The following is a 17928-nucleotide window of genomic DNA, read 5'->3' on the forward strand; positions in this document are numbered from 1 at the left end:
ATCGCGCAACCGGCGGGAGAATGTGGCGTGCAGGCCGCACGCCGAGGGATAGTCCTTACTGGGCTGTGGCGGCACCCTGCGCCTGCAGCGATTGCTCGCGGCGCTCTTCCGCACAACGTTGGTGCTGGCGCGACAGGCGGTTCATCAGCGGCAGCAGCAGCAGCGCGAGCAGCATGCCGATCGCGGCGAGCCAGCCGAGCTTCTCGAACAGCGACAGGTAGAGCGGCAGCGATTCGGTGGCCGGCAGTTCGTGCGACGGCATCTGCGCGAAGTTCGCGACGACGCTGCCCAGATACTGCGACACGCCCGTCGCGACGAAGTACGCACCCATCATGAAGCCGCTCATGCGCGCCGGCACGTAGCGGGCGATCATCGCGAGGCCGAGGCCGCTCACCAGCAGTTCGCCGAGCGAGTAGAGGCCGTAGCCCCACACCATGAACCACGACGACACGCGGCCGTCCACCGCAAAGCGGCCGCTGATCGTGAACACCAGGTAGCCCGCGGCCACTGCGCCGAAGCCGAGCGCGTACTTCGCGGCGACCGGCAGGTCACGGCCGCCCTTCGCGACGGCGTTGTAGACCCACACGAGCACCGGGCTGAGCAGCATGATCCAGATCGGGTTCAGCGCCTGGAACTGCGCGGCGCTCCACGTGAACAGCGTCGTGCCGAACAGCATGAAGCGCGGATCGACGTTGCGCAGCGCGAACAGCGTCAGCGACGTCGACATCTGCACGTAGAAGATGAAGAACAGGATCACCTGGCCGATCAGCACGAGCGCCGCGATCAGGCCGGCGCGCTCCGAGCGCTCCGATTTCGCGATCATGTACGCGAAGATCGCGAGGATCGCGAACGCTGCCGTCCACACGCTGGCGACGGCGAGCTGCTTGTGCTGCAGCACGTACAGCGTGACCAGCGCGAGCCCGACACCGCCCAGGGCGACCGCGCCGAGGCGCTTCCAGCGGATCGGCTGGTCGTCGGGCAGCGAGCCGACGTGTGCGAGCGTGCGATGCATCAGCATGAAGTTGAGGATCGCGAGCAGCATGCCGCCGCAGCAGACCGCGAACGCGGTGTGCCAGCCCCAGTGATCCTTGATCCACGGCGTCGCGAGCATCGACACCGTCGAGCCGATGTTGACCGCCATGTAGTAGATCGTGAACGCGCTGTCGATGCGCGCGTCGTCGCCTTCATAGATGCGGCGCACGAGGTTCGCCGCGTTGGCCTTGAACAGGCCGTTGCCGACGACGATCACGCCGAGCGACGCGTACATGTACGTCAGCTGGTCGTTCGGTACCGACAGCATCAGGTAGCCGGCGCAGAGCACGGACGCGCCGATGATCATCGTGCGGCGGGCGCCGAGCACCTTGTCGCCGATCCAGCCGCCGATCGACGGCGCGGCATAGACGAGTGCGGTGAACGCACCCCAGGTCAGGTTCGCATGGCTGTCGGTGAAACCGAGCCGGTCGACCATGAAGAGGACCAGGAGCGCGGCCATGCCGTAGTAGCCGAAGCGCTCCCACATTTCGATGAGGAAGACCGTCGTGAACGATCGGGTTTGTGAAACAGGTGGTTGCATCATCAATCTCGTTTGAAACGGACGGCACGGATCGCGCGTCGTCTTGGGGTCGAACTGGCGCCGATGCACAATGGGCCGGGTAAGCTTTGCGCTGGCGATGGAACAGTCGGGCGGTTAGCCCGGGCCGGAGCCTGACTCCGCCTGGTGTGGCGGGGAAGGGCCCCGACCGGCGCGCGCATGGTAACGGCTGCCGGTCCGGTGCGTCTGGTATCCGCCACTTAGGGAAACTCCTAATGTGGCAGTAGCTTTCAGGAACATTCGTCTCATCATTTACTTGTAAGCTTTCATGCCGGCCCTCCGAAGATTCCCGGAGAGCCGCTTGCAGCTTGCCTGTGAAGCCGGCGAGTCTGGCAAGATAGCGCGTCGTTTCGCTCGCTTCGTGTCCCGTTTAGTGCACCGGGCTCAACACCGAAGACGGGTGCGAACCCGAAGACTAAGCTATATCGTTCTAACTTAGTTATTTTCCATCAAACATTTTTTGACGATCACTTTTCGGCCTGCTATGGTTCCCCCCACTGAAAACTCGCGGTCCGCAGATGCTGCCGCCGCTCTGGGCAGCAAGATTCGCGCGTTGCGCCAACGACTCAAGCGCACGCTCGACGACACCGCTACCGCCGCGGGGATTTCGAAGCCGTTTCTGTCTCAAGTCGAACGCGGGCTCGCGTCGCCGTCGCTGACATCGTTGGCCGGTATCGCGCACGCGCTCGGTGTGACGGTGCAGTACTTCGTGGATACGCCGAGCGAGGAACGCTCGGTCTGTCGAGGCGAGCAGCTGCGCTTCTTCGGGTTTGCCGATTCGGCGAACCTGTTCGCGAGGCTGACGAACGTGTCCGAAGGGCGCCAACTGGAGGCGATCCTCGTGAGGATGCCGCCGGGGCAGAAGCGGTCTGAGGTGACGACACATGCAGGAGAGGAGTTCCTGTATGTGATTGAAGGGGAAGTGTCGCTGACGCTGGAAGGCAAGACGTTCGTCCTGCAGGCCGGTGACAGTTCGCACTATCAGTCGACGGTCCCGCACAGCTGGGTCAACACCGCGAAGATCGAGTCGGTGGTGGTCTGGGTCGGTACGCCGAGGCTGTTCTAACGCACAGGTATTCCTTCGTTTCGAAGACGGAATACCTGTCGAAAGAAACGTAAGGAATACTAAAATGCAATACGAGAATCACGGGCCTCCTCAATCGCTGCGCCCGTCAGCGTCTCACGCGTAAGCCGCGGCATCCGCCGCGCGACGCTCACCGAACAACCCTTCTCAAGACTGCCACGATGAAATCCTTGCATGCCATGTCGGCCGTGCTGGCCGCGCTCGCCCTGACGCCTGTCGCCCACGCCGTTTCCGTTCCGTCGAACGTCGCGCTCGCTCCTCAACAGGACCTGACGCGCCAGGTGCCCGCCGAAGTCGAGTCGCTCGACCCGGCGCACATCGAATCGTGGACCGGCAACACGATCGGCCTCGACCTGTTCGAAGGGCTGGCGCGCATCGACGCAGCCGGCCAGGTCGTGCCGGGTGTCGCGCTGTCGTGGGAACGCAAGACGCCGACGACGTGGATCTTCAAGCTTCGCCACGACGCGAAGTGGAGCAACGGCCAGCCGGTGACGGCCGCCGATTTCGTCTACGCATGGCAGCGCCTCGTCGATCCGAAGACGGGCTCGAAGTACACGATCCTCGTCGAGTTCGTGAAGAACTCGAAGGACATCATCGCGGGCAAGGCCGCGCCGTCGACGCTCGGCGTGCGCGCCGTCGACCCGTACACGCTGGAAGTGACGACCGACGTGCCGGTCGCGTTCTTCCCCGAGCTCACCGCGATGGTGCCGCTCGCACCGGTGAACAAGGACACGGTGACGAAGCTCGGCGACGCATGGACGCGCCCGGGCAACATCGTCAGCAACGGCGCCTACCAGCTCGTCGACTGGCAGCCGAACAACCGCATCGTGATCTCGAAGGATGCGAAATACTGGAATGCGCCGAAGGTCGTGATCAACAAGGTCACGTACCTGCCGATCGAGAGCGACGAGACGGCGATGCGCATGTACCAGGCCGGCCAGATCGACTACAGCTACTCGATCCCGTCGGGGATCTTCCAGCAGGTCAGCAAGCAGTTCGGCGGCGAACTGCGCCAGGGCCTGCAGCTCGCGACGTACTACTACTACCTGAACAACAGCGATCCGGCACTGAAGGACAAGCGCGTGCGCCAGGCGCTGTCGATGGTGCTCGATCGCGACGTGCTGACCCAGAAGCTCACGCAGGCCGGCGAGAAGCCGATGTACGGCCTGATGCCGAACGGCACGAAGGGCGTGCAGCCGTTCACGCCGGACTGGGCGTCGTGGCCGATGGCCAAGCGCGTCTCGACCGCGAAGGACCTGCTGAAGCAGGCCGGCTATTCGGACGCGAAGCCGCTGTCGTTCACGCTGACCTACAACACCAACGACCTGCACAAGAAGGTCGCGCTGTTCGCGGCGTCCGAATGGCGTACCAAGCTGGGCATCAACACGAAGCTCGAGAACGTCGAGTTCAAGGTGCTGATGAAGCAGCGCCATGACGGCAAGGTGCAGATCGCGCGCGACGGCTGGTTCGCCGACTACAACGACGCGATGACGTTCTTCGACCTGCTGCGTTGCGGCAGCGCGCAGAACACCGTCGGCTACTGCAACAAGCAGGCCGATGCGCTCGTCGACGAAGGCAACCAGAAGCTCGACGACAAGGCGCGTGCCGCGCTGCTCACGCAGGCACACGATCTCGCACTGAACGACACGCCGATGGTGCCGCTGTTCCAGTACTCGGCCGACCGTCTCGTGAAGCCGTACGTCGGTGGCTACTCGCTGAAGAACGTGATCGACATGCGTGCGTCGCAGGACATGTACGTGATCAAGCACTGAGCGGAGCGATCATGCTGGCCTACGCATTGAGGCGTACGTTGTGGGCGGTGCCGACGATCCTCGCGGTCGTCACCGTCTGCTACCTGCTGCTGCACCTGACGCCCGGTGGCCCGTTCGATACGGAAAAGCAGCTGTCCGCGGCGACGCTCGCGAACCTGAACGCGAAGTATCACCTCGACCAGCCGCTGTGGAAGCAGTACCTGATGTACCTGAACGCGCTGCTGCACGGCGATCTCGGTCCGTCGTTCCGTTACGTCGACTGGTCCGTGAACGACCTGGTGCGCAAGGCGCTGCCGGTGAGTCTCGGCGTGGGCGGCCTGTCGATCCCGATCTCGATCGGGCTCGGCGTGCTGCTCGGCACCGTCGCGGCCGTGCGCCGCGACAGCTTCATCGACCGCATCGTGATGCTGATCGGCAACGTCGGCAACGTCGTGCCGCCGTTCGTGCTCGGCCCCGTGCTCGTGTGGGTCTTCGCGATCCTGCTGAAGACGTCGGCCGGCAACGGCTGGCTGCCGGCGGGCGGCTGGGGCGACGGCGGCTGGCAGTACCGGCTGCTGCCGATCGTGCTGCTGACCTTCATCAACATGTCGCTGCTCGCGCGCGTGATGCGCGGCTCGATGATCGAGACGCTGTCGAGCAACTACATCCGCACCGCGCGCGCGAAGGGCCTGCCGGGCTCGACGATCGTGCTGCGCCACGCGCTGAAGCCCGCGCTGATGCCGGTCGTGTCGCTGGTCGGCACGGTCTGCATCTCGTCGATCACCGCGGCCGTCGTCACCGAATCGGTGTTCGCGCTGCCGGGCCTCGGCCAGCTCGTCGTGAACGGTGCGATCAACCGCGACTACACGCTCGTGCTCGGCCTCGTCGTGCTGACCACCGTCTGCGCCGTGCTGTTCAACCTGCTGGTCGACCTCGCATACGCGTGGCTCGATCCGCGCATCCGTTATTGAGCGAGGCACTGCGATGACTCCGACTACTCCCGTCGTCGGCCTGCCCGTGCAGACCGACACGCCGCCGCGTTCGCGCTCGCCGCTCGCGCTTGCCATGGCGCGCTTCCTTCACAACCGTGCGGCCGTGTTCAGCCTCGTGCTGCTCGCGCTGATCACGATCGCGTGTTTCGTCGGCCCGTGGCTGCTGACCGCCGACCCGGCCGCGAGCGACTGGGGCGCGATCAGCCTGCCGCCGACCTGGGCCAACCAGCACTGGTTCGGTACCGACGAGCTCGGCCGCGACCTGCTCGTGCGCACGCTGATCGGCGGACGCGTGTCGATCGAGGTCGGCGTGCTCGGCACGCTCGTGTCGGGCCTGTTCGGCGTCGCGTGGGGCGCGACCGCGGGCTTCGCGGGCGGCCGCACCGATGCCGTGATGATGCGCGTCGTCGACATGATGTACGCGATCCCGTACCTGCTGATCGCGATCCTGATGATGACCCTGTTCGGCCGCTCGTTCATGCTGGTCGTGTTGACCATCAGCGCGTTCTCGTGGATCGACATGGCGCGTGTCGTGCGCGGCCAGACGCTGTCGCTGCGCAGCCGCGAGTTCGTCGATGCGGCGCGCGCGATCGGCGTGTCGCCGGCCACGATCGTGCGGCGCCACGTCGTGCCGAACCTGCTCGGCGTGGTCGTCGTGTACGCGACGGTCTCGGTGCCGGGCATCGTGCTGACCGAATCGGTGCTGTCGTTCCTCGGCCTCGGCGTGCAGGAACCGATGACGAGCTGGGGCGTGCTGATCCAGGACGGCGCGCAGAAACTGGAATCGATGCCGTGGCTGCTGCTGGCCCCGGCCGTCATGCTGTGCGTGACGCTCTACTGCGTGAACTTCGTCGGCGATGGCCTGCGTGACGCGCTCGACCCGAAGGATCGCTGAAATGGGTGCACTGCTGGAAGTAGACAACCTCGGCGTGCGCTTCACGCGCAAGGACGCACCGCCGGTCGACGCCGTGAGCGGCGTGTCGTTCTCGCTCGAAGCCGGCAAGACGCTCGGCATCGTCGGCGAATCGGGCTCGGGCAAGAGCCAGACCGTGATGGCGCTGCTCGGCCTGCTGGCCGGCAACGGCACGACGACGGGCGCCGCGCGCTATCGCGGCGACAACCTGCTCGAGATGGATGCGCGCGCGCTGAACAAGGTGCGCGGCGACCGGATCGCGATGATTTTCCAGGACCCGATGACGTCGCTCAATCCGTTCCTGACGATCGAGCGGCAGATGACCGAGACGCTGCAGCTGCATCGCAAGCTGTCGCGCAGGGAAGCCACGAAGCGCGCGATCGAGGCGCTCGAATCGGTGCGTATCCCGGACGCGGCGCGCCGCATCCGCATGTATCCGCACGAGTTCTCGGGCGGGATGCGCCAGCGCGTGATGATCGCGATGGCGCTGCTGTCCGAGCCGGAGATCCTGATCGCTGACGAGCCGACCACCGCGCTCGACGTGACCGTGCAGGCGCAGATCATCGACCTGCTGCGCGAGCTGAACCGCGAGCGCGGCACGGCGATCGTGCTGATCACGCACGACATGGGTGTGGTCGCGGGCCTCGCGGACGACGTGATGGTCATGTATGCGGGCCGCACCGTCGAATACGCGCCGGCCGAATCGATTTTCGCGGCGCCGTCGCATCCGTACACGATCGGCCTGCTCAACGCGCTGCCGCGCCTGACCGACGCGGACGATGCGCCGCTCGTCGCGATTCCCGGCAATCCGCCGATGCCCGGCACCGCGCCGGCCGGCTGCGCGTTCGCGAAGCGCTGCACGTATGCGGAAGAACGCTGCGGCGCAGCGCGCCCCGCGCTCGAAACCTATGGCGCCGTGGGCGCGGTGCGCGCATGCCACCGGCCCGTGGCCGATATGACGGGAGGTCTGCGATGAGCGTCGATGAACGCCGCAATACCGGCGCGACGGACGACACGCTGCTGTCCGTCGATGGGCTGAAAGTGCATTTCCGCGTGCCGCTCGGCGGCTATCCGTGGTCGCCGAAGGGCACGCTGCGCGCCGTCGACGGCGTGTCGTTCGACGTGAAGCGCGGCGAGACCGTCGGGCTCGTCGGCGAATCGGGCTGCGGGAAGTCGACGCTCGCGCGTGCGCTGATCGGGCTCGTGCCGATGACGGCCGGCGCCGTGAAATGGCGTGGCGAAGCCGTCGCGCCCGATCACCTGCGCGGCACCGCGATGCGGCGCGAAGTGCAGATGATCTTCCAGGACCCGCTCGCGTCGCTCGATCCGCGCATGACGATCGAACAGGTCGTCGCGGAGCCGCTCGTCACGCACCAGGCCGGCCTCGGCCGCACCGAGGTGCGCCGCCGCGTGATCACGATGCTCGAACGCGTCGGCCTGAACGCGCATCACCTGCTGCGCTATCCGCATGAATTTTCCGGCGGGCAGTGCCAGCGCGTCGGCATCGCGCGCGCGCTGATCGGCGAGCCGAAGCTCGTGATCTGCGACGAACCCGTATCGGCGCTCGACGTGTCGATCCAGGCGCAGATCGTGAACCTGCTGCGCGATCTTCAACGCGAACTGTCGTTGTCCTATCTTTTCGTTGCACACGATCTCGCCGTGGTGAAGGCGATCAGCCAGCGTGTGCTCGTGATGTATCTCGGCCGCGTGATGGAGTTCGGCACGCGGCATGACGTGTACGGCGTCCCTCAACACCCGTACACGAAGGCGCTGCTCGATGCGGCGCCGACGCCGGAGCCGGCGCGCGAGCGTGCTCGCCGCCCGATGCTGCTGGCGGGCGAGATGCCCTCGCCGCTCAACCCGCCGTCCGGCTGCGCGTTCCGCACGCGCTGCCCGGTCGCGATCGATGCGTGCGCGCAGGACGTGCCGCTGCCGGAAGTTCGGCAGGGGTCGGCAGCGCGTGTCGCGTGCATCCGCGCGGGTGTGGCGTGAGCTGAAGTGACGCAGCAAACATAACCAAGGCAGGTCAACAGGGGTAGGTGCGGCGCGAACGATCTTCGCGCCGCGGGTACAGGCGCGTCCCTAACCGGGCGCGCCGGGGGGCCGGGAGCGGATCGCAGCCGGCGTGGACGATATCAACACAAGACGAGAATTACGATGAAAAAACAGAAGACGATCGGGACGGCATCGAAAATGCTGCTCGCATGGGGGCTGCCGGCACTCGCCGGTGTCTCGCTGACGGGCGTCGCGCACGCCGACGACGCGGCCCCCGCACCGCTGACGGTCGCCCAGGCCGCACCGGGCGCGACCGTTGCGCAGGCAACGACCCCGAACGCCGTTATCAACGCCGAAGCGACCCAGGCCGTCACGCCGCCCGACGAGCCGTCGGCCCAGTCGCAGTCGAAGGGTTTCATTGCCGACAGCCACCTCAACTTCCTGTTCCGCAACTATGCGGACGTGCTCGACGCCAAGGGCGGCCCGCATCGCCACGCGTGGGTCCAGGGCGCGATGGCGAACTTCGAGTCGGGCTATACGACGGGCCTGATCGGTATCGGCTTCGATGCGTCGCTGTATGCGGCGCTGAAGCTCGACGGCGGCCAGGGTGCCGGCAGCATGGTGCACATCGCGAAGGGCGGCGGTGGCGGCAACCAGCTCGCATGGGCCTATCCCGGCATCTACGACGTGAAGGCGCGCATCTCGAACACGGTGGTCAAGTACGGTCTGCAGGCCGTCGACAACCCGTTCATGGAGCAGCACGACAACCGTGCGCTGCCGCCGACGTTCCTCGGCGCGACACTCGTCAGCAATGAATTCAAGAACGTGATGCTCGAGGCCGGCAGCTTCACGAAGACCGACGCGCGCGGTCACACGACGCTCACCAACCTGACGACGCAGTACGGCGGCACGCGCATCAATCGCCTGTCGTACGTCGGCGGCACGTGGGATTACTCGCCGAACGGCGAAATCGCGCTGTACGCGAACCAGGCCGACGACGTGTGGCACCAGTACTACGCGTCGGTGAAGCACAGCATCGGCAGCCCGCAGACGATCAAGTGGACGGGCTTCGGCAACGTCTACTCGACGCACGACACGGGCGATGCGCTGCAAGGCAAGATCAACAACAACGCGTACAGCCTGTCGCTGGCCGCGCAGCACGGCCCGCACGAGCTGCTGCTCGGCTTCCAGCAGGTGCTCGGCGACCAGTTCTTCGACTACCTGAACGAAACGAACGGCATCTTCCTGACCAACTCGATGGACGTCGACTACAACGCGCCGCACGAAAAGTCGCTGCAGCTGCGTTACACGTTCTACGGCAAGGAAGCGGGCCTGCCGGGCTTCAAGGCGATGGTCTGGGGCGTGACGGGCTGGGGCGCGGACGGCAGCGCGAGCGCGGCGCTTGACCCGAGCAAGTCGAGCATCTACTGGAGCAACGGCGCGCCGGTGCAGGGCCGTCACCACGAGTTCGGCTTCATCCCGTCGTACACGTTCCAGAGCGGCAAGCTGAAGGACACGAAGGTCACGTTCATCGCGATGTGGCACGCCGGTTCGGCGCACTACTCGGACGCGACGAACACCGAGTACCGCCTGGTCGTGAACCTGCCGCTGCACGCGTTCTGATCGAAGGGGGCATGCGCCCCCGCTTCGCACGGCCGGCTTTCGATCGAAACGATCAGGCCGGCTTGTGCAGCCCCGCGACCGGATCGTTCGCGGCCGGCATGTCTTCCACGAGCGACGTGAGCTGGCGGCCCGTATCGCGCCATGCGTCGAGGCCGCCGCGCAACGCGAGCGCATCGGTGAAGCCGGCGTCGAGCAGGCGCTTCGCCATCAGGGCCGCCGTCACTTCGTTCGGGCACGAGCAGTACACGACGAACTTCTGCGAGAGCGGATAGCGCGCGACGATGTCGCCGATCCGGCGATCGTCGGCGAATTGCGCGCCGGGAATCGTGAACGGGTCGAGCTTGCGGTGCTCGGGCGAGCGCACGTCGAGCACGACCGGCGCGGTGGCGTCGCGCAGCAGCAGGTCGAGTTCGTCGACGCTGATCCGCGCATTGGCGAGCTGGCGGATCAGCGCGCGGCGGCGCATCCAGCGGATGGCCGCATACACGGCGAGCAGCGCGACGATCACCAGCAGCACCGCGCGGCCGAGGCGGCTCGCGCCGGCGAACAGCCAGTCGATCTGCCGGTAGAACACCAGCCCGGCCACCAGGCCGACGATCGTCCACAGGGCGGCGCCGAGGGCATCGTAGCCGGCGAACGTGCGGTAGCGCGTGCCGAGCGCACCGGCCATCGGCACCGATACGAGCGACAACCCGGGAATGAAGCGCGCGACCGCGAGCACGCGCACGCCGTAGCGGCCGAAGAAGCGTTCGGTCTTTCTCACGCAGGTATCGCGCGACAGCGACAGCCGGCAGATCGTCTTCAGCGTCGTGCCGCCGTAACGGCGCCCGGCGACGTACCACACGGTGTCGCCGATCAATGCGCCGAGCACCGACAGCGCCACCACCGTCACCAGTTGCGAGCCGATCATCTCGGGATGCATCGCGGACATCGCGCCGAACAGCACGAGCGTCGGCATCGCGGGCACCGGCAGGCCGATGGCCGCCGCGAGCACGTTGGCGAAGACGAGAAGCGGCCCGTATTGGGCGACGAGGTCACGGAGCATGACGGCTGGCCGAAAAGGACATGCGTGGGCAGGAAACGCAGATGGGCCGATTATCGGCCTTTTTCAAGACAACGGCGGGAATGACGGCAAGCGCCTGACGGCGGCAGGGGCGCGGTGAGCCGACGCGCTGCGAGCGGCTCACCGTTCGGAATCAGGAGGAGGTGCGGGCGAGCGACGCGGCGCCGTGGTTTTCGCCGGGCAACTCGGCGCCGTGCGAGCGGATCGCCGCGATCAGTTCGGCCGGCGTGATCTCGTAGCGGACTTCGCGATGGATGCCGGGCTTGCGTTCGTCGATCTCGATCAGCAGCACGCTTTTGCCGTCGCCGGTTGCCTCGAGCCGGAGCGAGCGCAGTTCGCGGCCGTCGGCCGGGTCGTGTTCGGTGAGCAGGGTCATTGCCCCGGATGAGCCGGTAGTGCGCATCGAACCTATCCTCGTATCGTGGATGCCGTAGTGGCGAAGATGTCTTTGTTGAATACAGCCTGACGCAGTTTAACGCGAACGGGCCGCAAGTCGGAGCATTTTCGCGAGCTGAAATGAGGGCTGAACCACCGATCCTTCTGATGTTTGAGCCGCGCGGGGCGGGCGTTTGCGCCGGATCGGGGCCGGCCGCGGCCGGCCCCCGAGCGTCGTTCGCGGCCGGGCCGGCGCGGGCGGCGACACGCGTACGACGTGGGGCAACGCGTGTCGCCGCGGCGGCATCAGAAGCGGTCGGCGAGCCCCATCGCCGGGTCGCTGACCGAGTGGCGGCCGGTTTCCACGCGGCCGGCGACGCGGCGCGAGAAACCCGGGTCGCTGTCCGCGGTGACGATGAAGTCGTACCAGTGGCCGGTCGAGTCGAGCTTCCAGTCCAGTTCGGCCTGGTCGCCGGCGCGCACCGTGACCGTCCACGTGGTACCGGTACCGCGACCCTGGCCGTTGCCGTCCTCGATGCCATGGCCGTGACCGCGACCGTCGTGTGCGCCGCGGCCCGGGAGCGGCCCGTAGACCTGGTTCGACTTCACGGTGAAGCGCACCGTGCCGCCGCCGTGGTTGCGCAGCCGCAGGTGGAGGTTGCCGCTCGCGCCCGCATAGCCGACGCGGACTTCCGGATGAGGCGCGCGAGCACCGGCCAGGCGGCTCAGGTCGCCGGTGAAGCGGCGGTGATAGCCGTTCGGGCCCAGCACCCACAGGTCATATTTGCCGCCGTCGTCGGCGCGCGCCGCCCAGTCGTCGTGCAGCGTCTTGCCCGGTTCGACGACGTAGCGCCGTGGCAGGCGGTCGAGGTGCAGCTTGTCATAGACGTGGAACACGGCGGCGGCGCGGCCCGTATTCGCGAACTTCAGCGTGAGCGTGCCGTTGCCGGCATCGGCACGCGCGCTCGCATGCAGTTCGTAAGGCAGCGCGCGCGACGGGCGCACGCCGGTCGCCTGCGCGGGCAGCGACGGCGCGGCCGGCGGCACGATCTTCGGCGCGGCCTGCTGCGCGGCGCTCAGCGCGTCGACCTGGCTTTTCGTCGTATGGCCCGCGAGCGTCGGCAGCGGTTCGTTGTTCGGCGAGCGGAAGTTGAACGCGCTCGTCAGGTCGCCGCACACCGCGCGGCGGTACGCACTGATCTGCGGCTCTGCGACGCCGAAGCGCTTTTCGAGGAAGAGCAACGTCGACGTATGGTCGAACACCTGCGAGTTGACCCAGCCGCCGCGGCTCCACGGCGACACGACCCACATCGGCACGCGCGGGCCCGGGCCGTACGGGCGGCCGTCGATCGCCGGCTGGCTCGACGTGGCCGGCGTGAAGTCGTGGTACTCGACGGCGACGTCGGCGTCCCGCAGCGTATGCCCGCCCGCGAGCGTGCCGTCGGCGTTGCGCGACGGCACGGCCGGCGACGGCATGTGGTCGAAGAAGCCGTCGTTCTCGTCGTAGTTGACCAGCAGCACCGTCTTGCTCCACACCTCCGGGTTCGCCGTCAGCGCATCGAGCACCGCCTGCACGTACCAGCCGCCCTGCGCGGGGCTCGACGGCCCCGGGTGTTCGCTGTACACGGACGGCGGGATGATCCACGACACCTCGGGCAGCTTGCCGTTGCGGATGTCGTCGCGGAACGATTCGAGGAAGCCGTACGGCATCGTGTTGCCGAACCCCTTCGCGAGCGGGCTCAGCGGATCGTCGATCGCCGGATCGTAGAACGCGCCGGCCGCCGTCACCGGCTGCGTGATGTCCGTCGACGCGACGTAGGCGGGCCGGCGCGCGGGCGGCATCTGCTCGATCGCCGCGCGCCAGTGGCGGAAGCTCATCATCTCGTTGCAGCCGAAATTATCGATCAGGCTCTGGTAGACCTTCCAGTTCACGCCGGCCTGCTGCAGCCGGTCGGCGTAGGTGGTCCAGGTCCAGCCCTGGCTCGACGGGCCGATGTCGTTGCCGCCGTTGAACTGGTTGTTCAGCGCGGCGATCTTCACGCGGCTGCCGTCGGCCGGGCTGATGCCGTTCGGGCCGTTGGTGCCGCTCCAGTAGAACAGGCGGTTCGCGATCGTGCCCGTGTGCATCCCGCAGTGATAGTGGTCGCACAGCGTGAACGCATCGGCGAGCGCGCGCTGGAACGGGACTTCCGCCGCGTCGTAGTAGCCCATCGACAGCGGCGTCTTCGCGTCGGGCCAGCGGTTCATCCGGCCATGGTCCCAGGCGGCCTGCGCATCGGCCCACGTGTGCGGCGTGCCGCCCGCGCGCTGTGCGTTGCCCTGGCTCGCGTCGAGGTGATACGGCGCGACGGTGGCGGCGGGCGTCGGCTTCGTGTACGTCTGGTAGAACACGTTGCGGCCGTTCGGCGACGGCACCGCAAAGCGGTCGCCGTAGCCGCGCACACCCTTGAACGTGCCGAAGTAGCTGTCGAATGCGCGGTTCTCCATCATCAGCAGCACGACGTGCTTGACGTCCTGGATGGTCCCCGTTTCGTGAAACGCGGGAATCGCGAGCGCGCGGCGGATGCTCGGCGGAAACGCGGCGAGTGCGGCGGCGGCGAGGCCGGAAGTGGCGGTCTGCTGGAGGAATGTGCGGCGTGACGTCATGGCGTTCGGGTCCTGTGATGATGGGAGCGTTCGTGACTTCGTCCGGCGGTGCCCGTGCGTCGCCCGCCGGGGCGATGCGCGCGGCATGGGTGGTCGGGTGCGGCGGCCGCGCGTGGCGGAAGTGCGCGACGCGCGCGATCCGTGGTGTCGCGCGGATGCCTTGGCCGGTGCCGCGACCCTGCGCGACGCGCGCTCGTGATGCGCGGGCCGGGACGTCGGCACACACCGGCCGGGTACGTGCCGGATTGGGCGGCGCCCAGTCTAGGGAGTCGACGTGACGCCGACGTGATGAAGGCATGACATCGCGTGTCGCGCGCGTGACGTTGCGTGCGCAACGATCGATCGGGAGGCATCGGGAAGCGATACGTGACGGAAGCAGGTAAGGAATTACCGGTTTCCGGTCGCCGGGCCGGTCAGATTTTCCCTGCGCGTGGAGGCGTGGCTCAAGCGCTGGTCGTTGCGGGTGCAACGGCATCGCATGACGTCGATGTTTCAAATGCGTGAAATCGGATAAGCTCGATCCGTTGCTGCGCAGGTGCGCAGCCCGCGCCGCGGGCGCGACTTTTCGGAACCGGCCCACCCATGACCGACATCAAGATCCGGCACAGCGAGACGCACGACGTCGACGCGATCCGGCAGATCGCCGCGCACCCCGCGGTGTACATGTATACGCTGCAGTATCCGTTTCCGTCGTTCGAAAAATGGCAGAAACGGCTCGCCAACGCGCACGAGCGCGGCGCGAGCCTCGTCGCCGAAATCGACGGCGAGGTGGTCGGCCATCTCGGCCTCGAGTTCGAACCGAATCCGCGTCGGCGCCATGCGGCAGGGCTCGGCATGATGGTCGACGCGACACGGCACGGGCGCGGCATCGGCAGCCGGCTGCTCGCGGCCGCGATCGATCTCGCGGAAGGCTGGCTGAACCTCACGCGCCTCGAGCTGACCGTGTTCACCGACAACCGCGCGGCGATCGCGCTCTACGAGAAGCACGGCTTCCGGATCGAGGGCGAATCGCCGGGTTATGCATTGCGCGACGGCGTGCACATGTCCGTGTATCACATGGCGCGGATCAAGGGCCGAGAGTGAACGCGCGGCGACGATGCCGCGCGTCATATTCATTCAAGAATTCGTTCGTTTCCCGCCGGCTGCGCGGATCGTATCGTTGAAGGATTTGCCGGCCGCTTCGCGCGGCGTTGACGGTTGCCGCATCGATGCGCGCGGCTTGCGTCGGCGCACGCCGGCTTGCGCCACGCCGCACGCCGGTGCGCTTCATCGCTTCATGAATCTCGCTGCATGGGCGTCGCTTCAGGTCGTCGCTTCCCGTCGTCGCCTGGCGCGCCACGCCTTCCCGCAACCTTCTTTTTCAACGGACCCGCTTCGATGAAAACCGCTCTCCGGAATCTGACTGCCGCCTGCCTGCTCGCTGCCGCCGCGGGTGCGGCGTTTGCCGCCGCCGCGCCCACGGGCACCCCGGTCGCGAGCGCATCGCCCGACGGCGCGCACCTGCCGCCCGGCATCGCGTGGCAGCACGGCGACGTCGACGCCGCTTTCGCGTTGGCGAAGCGCACCGGCAAGCCGCTGCTGCTCTACTGGGGCGCGGTGTGGTGCCCGTCGTGCAACCAGGTGAAATCGACGATCTTCAGCCAGCAGGCATTCAAGACCCGCTCGTCGTTCTTCGTGCCCGTGTATCTCGACGGCGATACCGAAAGCGCGCAGAAGCTCGGCGAGCGCTTCAAGGTGCACGGCTACCCGACGATGATCCTGTTCCGTCCCGACGGCACCGAAGTGACGCGGCTGCCGGGCGAAGCCGATCTCGACCGCTACATGCAGGCGCTGTCGCTCGGGATGACGGCCGCGCATCCGGTGCGGCAGACGCTCGCGACCGCGCTGAAGAACGGTGCGTCGCTGACGCCGGACGAATGGCGCCTGCTGGCCGACTATTCGTGGGATACCGACGGCGCGCTGCCGGTGCCGGCCGATCGCGTGGCCGAGACGCTGCAGTCGCTCGCGCAACGCGCGCGGGCGGCCGGCGCGAAGGCCGAATCGGCGCGCTTCGCGCTGAAGTCGGCCGTGGTCGCCGCGTCCGACGATCCGGCGCAGGCCGGCGCGCTGGACAAGACGGCGCTGGCCGATTCGCTGCGCACGGTGCTGCAGGACCCCGCCTTGTCGCGGGCCGATTCGGACGTGCTGGTCGCCGCGCCCGCGCGTGTGGTCGCGTATCTCGGTGGCGGCGACGCGCAGCGCGCGAAATTGCGCGGCGCATACGACACGGCGCTTGCGCGCCTGTCGACCGACACCACGCTGTCGTCGATCGACCGGCTGATGGCGCTGCACGGCCGCGTGCTGCTCGCGCGCGGCGATGCACGCAAGGGCGCACCGCTCGCCGTGCCGGCGCTGGCCGACACGGCGCGCAAACAGATCCTGGCGTCGGTGCAGGGCGCCGCGAACGCATACGAGCGGCAGGCACTCGTCAGCGAAGGCGCGGACACGCTGACCGACGCGGGGCTGTACGACGAGTCGGATGCATTGCTGAAGGCCGAGTTGCCGCGCTCGTCCACGCCGTACTACTTCATGTCCGGGCTGGCCGCGAATGCGAAGGCGCGCGGCGACAAGGCCGCGGCGCTCGACTGGTACCGCAAGGCATACGATGCGGCGAGCGGGCCGGCGACGAAGCTGCGCTGGGGCGCGACCTATTTCGCGAATGCGGTAGAACTGGCGCCGGACGATTCGGCGCGCATCGAAGGGATCGCCGCGAGCGTGCTCGCGCAGGCCGACAAGACGCGGGACGCGTTCTACGGCGCGAACCTGCGCGCGTTGACCAAGGTCGTCACGCAGTTGAACCGCTGGCGTGGCAGCGGCGCACACGACGCATCGGTCAGGTCGATCGCGAAGCAGTTCGACGGCATCTGTGGGAAACTGCCCGCCGGCGATCCGCAGGCAAGCGCCTGCGAGCGCCTGATCCAGCCGGTCAAGGCATAGATCCGGCGGCACTGCGTGGGCTTTCGGGATGCCGGCCGGCGCATTTCCCGATACCGACGAGGCCACCGATCCCATGCCCCACCTGACGCTCGAATATTCCGCGAACCTCGACGGGTTCGACGCCGGCGCGACACTGCGCGCGCTCAATGCCGCGCTTGCCGCGTCCGGCCATTTCGACGAGCGCGATATCAAGAGCCGCGCGCTGCGGCTCGATACATTTGCGGTCGGCACGTCGCCGGCGCCGCGCGCGTTCGTCCACGCGAAGCTCGCGGTGCTGAGCGGCCGGCCGACTGACGTCAAGCGGGAATTCTCGGAGCGGGTGCTGGCGGAACTGAAGCGGCACGTCGTCGCGCCGCCCGGCATGCACCTGCAACTGTCCGCGGAAATACTGGAACTGGAGCGCGGGTCCTACGCGAAAGCGGGCATCGAGCCGCGCTGACCGTGCAGCCCGGTGCGCGCTGCACGCGCCGGGAACGTGGCGCTGACGCGAGCGCAGCCCGCTGGGTTGAAACCGGACTATTGGCCCGTGGCGGACGCGCCGCGATTGCCGTAGCCGGCGCCCGCGGCCCGCGGCGCACCTTGCTGCCGGGCGATCTTCGCTTCGGCGGCCTGGATGCTGGCAGGGTAGAACCAGTCGCTCGGCTGGAAGCCGGCTTTTCTCAGTGCAACCACTTCGGAATGCACTTCGGCGCGCGTGAGCGGCGGGGTGGCTTGCGCCTGCGCGGCGACGGGAGCGGCGAATGCGGCCGCGAGGGCGAGTGTGCGGAGCAGCGGGTTCATGAGCGGATACCTCCAGGTTTTCGACGGCGCCGATCACATACGGTGACCGTCGAAAGCAGTGTAGGCCTCGCCTGACGTGTGAAAAATGCCGCTGCGCCCAACGTAGTGTTCTCCTGAAGACAACAATGAGCGGCCGGCG

General features: G+C 67.5%; 16 protein-coding genes. 11 read left to right on the plus strand and 5 right to left on the minus strand.

Features of this window, described 5'->3' with window-relative positions:
* Window positions 1–55: 55 nt before the first annotated feature.
* Window positions 56–1576 carry a peptide MFS transporter gene (locus PQB87_RS18395; protein ID WP_489243453.1) on the minus strand — a complete coding sequence of 507 codons (1521 nt, stop codon included), beginning with the start codon at window positions 1574–1576 and terminating at the stop codon, window positions 56–58.
* A 499-nt stretch (window positions 1577–2075) separates the two neighbouring features.
* On the opposite strand from PQB87_RS18395, the gene PQB87_RS18400 reads away from it, so the two are divergent.
* The 7 genes from PQB87_RS18400 (at window position 2076) to PQB87_RS18430 (ending at window position 9949) form a co-directional block, all read left to right on the plus strand.
* On the plus strand, window positions 2076–2657 hold the full coding sequence (locus tag PQB87_RS18400; RefSeq protein ID WP_021162455.1) for a cupin domain-containing protein: 582 nt from the start codon (window positions 2076–2078) through the stop codon (window positions 2655–2657).
* A gap of 179 nt (window positions 2658–2836) precedes the next feature.
* Window positions 2837–4447, plus strand: a complete 1611-nt coding sequence (locus PQB87_RS18405) for a peptide ABC transporter substrate-binding protein (protein ID WP_059688061.1) — start codon at window positions 2837–2839, stop codon at window positions 4445–4447.
* A gap of 11 nt (window positions 4448–4458) precedes the next feature.
* Window positions 4459–5397, plus strand: a complete 939-nt coding sequence (locus tag PQB87_RS18410) for an ABC transporter permease subunit (protein WP_060067909.1) — start codon at window positions 4459–4461, stop codon at window positions 5395–5397.
* 13 nt (window positions 5398–5410) lie between these two features.
* On the plus strand, window positions 5411–6313 hold the full coding sequence (locus tag PQB87_RS18415) for an ABC transporter permease (RefSeq protein ID WP_021162451.1): 903 nt from the start codon (window positions 5411–5413) through the stop codon (window positions 6311–6313).
* Window position 6314: 1 nt separating this feature from the next.
* Entirely contained in the window at window positions 6315–7307 is a 993-nt protein-coding gene (locus PQB87_RS18420) for an ABC transporter ATP-binding protein (protein WP_021162450.1), read from the plus strand.
* Complete coding sequence (locus PQB87_RS18425; RefSeq protein WP_059688058.1) at window positions 7304–8323, plus strand: ABC transporter ATP-binding protein; 1020 nt, start codon at window positions 7304–7306, stop codon at window positions 8321–8323. Before PQB87_RS18420 ends, PQB87_RS18425 begins: the two co-directional genes overlap by 4 nt.
* A gap of 165 nt (window positions 8324–8488) precedes the next feature.
* The gene (locus PQB87_RS18430) at window positions 8489–9949 is read left to right on the plus strand and encodes an OprD family porin (RefSeq protein WP_059688057.1); all 1461 of its coding nucleotides are present in this window, start codon (window positions 8489–8491) and stop codon (window positions 9947–9949) included.
* 52 nt (window positions 9950–10001) lie between these two features.
* On the opposite strand, the gene PQB87_RS18435 is transcribed toward PQB87_RS18430, so the two are convergent.
* From PQB87_RS18435 to PQB87_RS18445, 3 genes are all read right to left on the minus strand, one after another.
* Window positions 10002–10994, minus strand: a complete 993-nt coding sequence (locus PQB87_RS18435; RefSeq protein ID WP_111938713.1) for a DedA family protein/thiosulfate sulfurtransferase GlpE — start codon at window positions 10992–10994, stop codon at window positions 10002–10004.
* Between the two features lie 151 nt (window positions 10995–11145).
* A complete protein-coding gene (locus PQB87_RS18440; protein ID WP_011353737.1) occupies window positions 11146–11415 on the minus strand; it encodes a hypothetical protein in 270 nt (89 codons plus the stop codon).
* Window positions 11416–11693: 278 nt separating this feature from the next.
* Entirely contained in the window at window positions 11694–14033 is a 2340-nt protein-coding gene (locus tag PQB87_RS18445) for a phosphocholine-specific phospholipase C (RefSeq protein WP_489243454.1), read from the minus strand.
* 582 nt (window positions 14034–14615) lie between these two features.
* Between PQB87_RS18445 and PQB87_RS18450 the strand changes: the two genes are divergently transcribed.
* From PQB87_RS18450 to PQB87_RS18465, 4 genes are all read left to right on the plus strand, one after another.
* The gene (locus PQB87_RS18450) at window positions 14616–15116 is read left to right on the plus strand and encodes a GNAT family N-acetyltransferase (protein ID WP_059688054.1); all 501 of its coding nucleotides are present in this window, start codon (window positions 14616–14618) and stop codon (window positions 15114–15116) included.
* 13 nt (window positions 15117–15129) lie between these two features.
* The gene (locus PQB87_RS18455) at window positions 15130–15414 is read left to right on the plus strand and encodes a hypothetical protein (RefSeq protein ID WP_489243455.1); all 285 of its coding nucleotides are present in this window, start codon (window positions 15130–15132) and stop codon (window positions 15412–15414) included.
* The gene (locus tag PQB87_RS18460) at window positions 15411–17009 is read left to right on the plus strand and encodes a thioredoxin family protein (protein ID WP_060083836.1); all 1599 of its coding nucleotides are present in this window, start codon (window positions 15411–15413) and stop codon (window positions 17007–17009) included. Before PQB87_RS18455 ends, PQB87_RS18460 begins: the two co-directional genes overlap by 4 nt.
* 73 nt (window positions 17010–17082) lie before the next feature.
* Window positions 17083–17448 carry a 5-carboxymethyl-2-hydroxymuconate Delta-isomerase gene (locus PQB87_RS18465; protein WP_059688156.1) on the plus strand — a complete coding sequence of 122 codons (366 nt, stop codon included), beginning with the start codon at window positions 17083–17085 and terminating at the stop codon, window positions 17446–17448.
* Window positions 17449–17525: 77 nt separating this feature from the next.
* Here PQB87_RS18465 and PQB87_RS18470 read toward each other — a convergent pair whose 3' ends face one another.
* On the minus strand, window positions 17526–17789 hold the full coding sequence (locus PQB87_RS18470) for a DUF4148 domain-containing protein (RefSeq protein ID WP_489243456.1): 264 nt from the start codon (window positions 17787–17789) through the stop codon (window positions 17526–17528).
* Window positions 17790–17928: the final 139 nt, after the last annotated feature.

The sequence above is a fragment of the Burkholderia sp. KL41 genome (genome assembly GCF_057005415.2).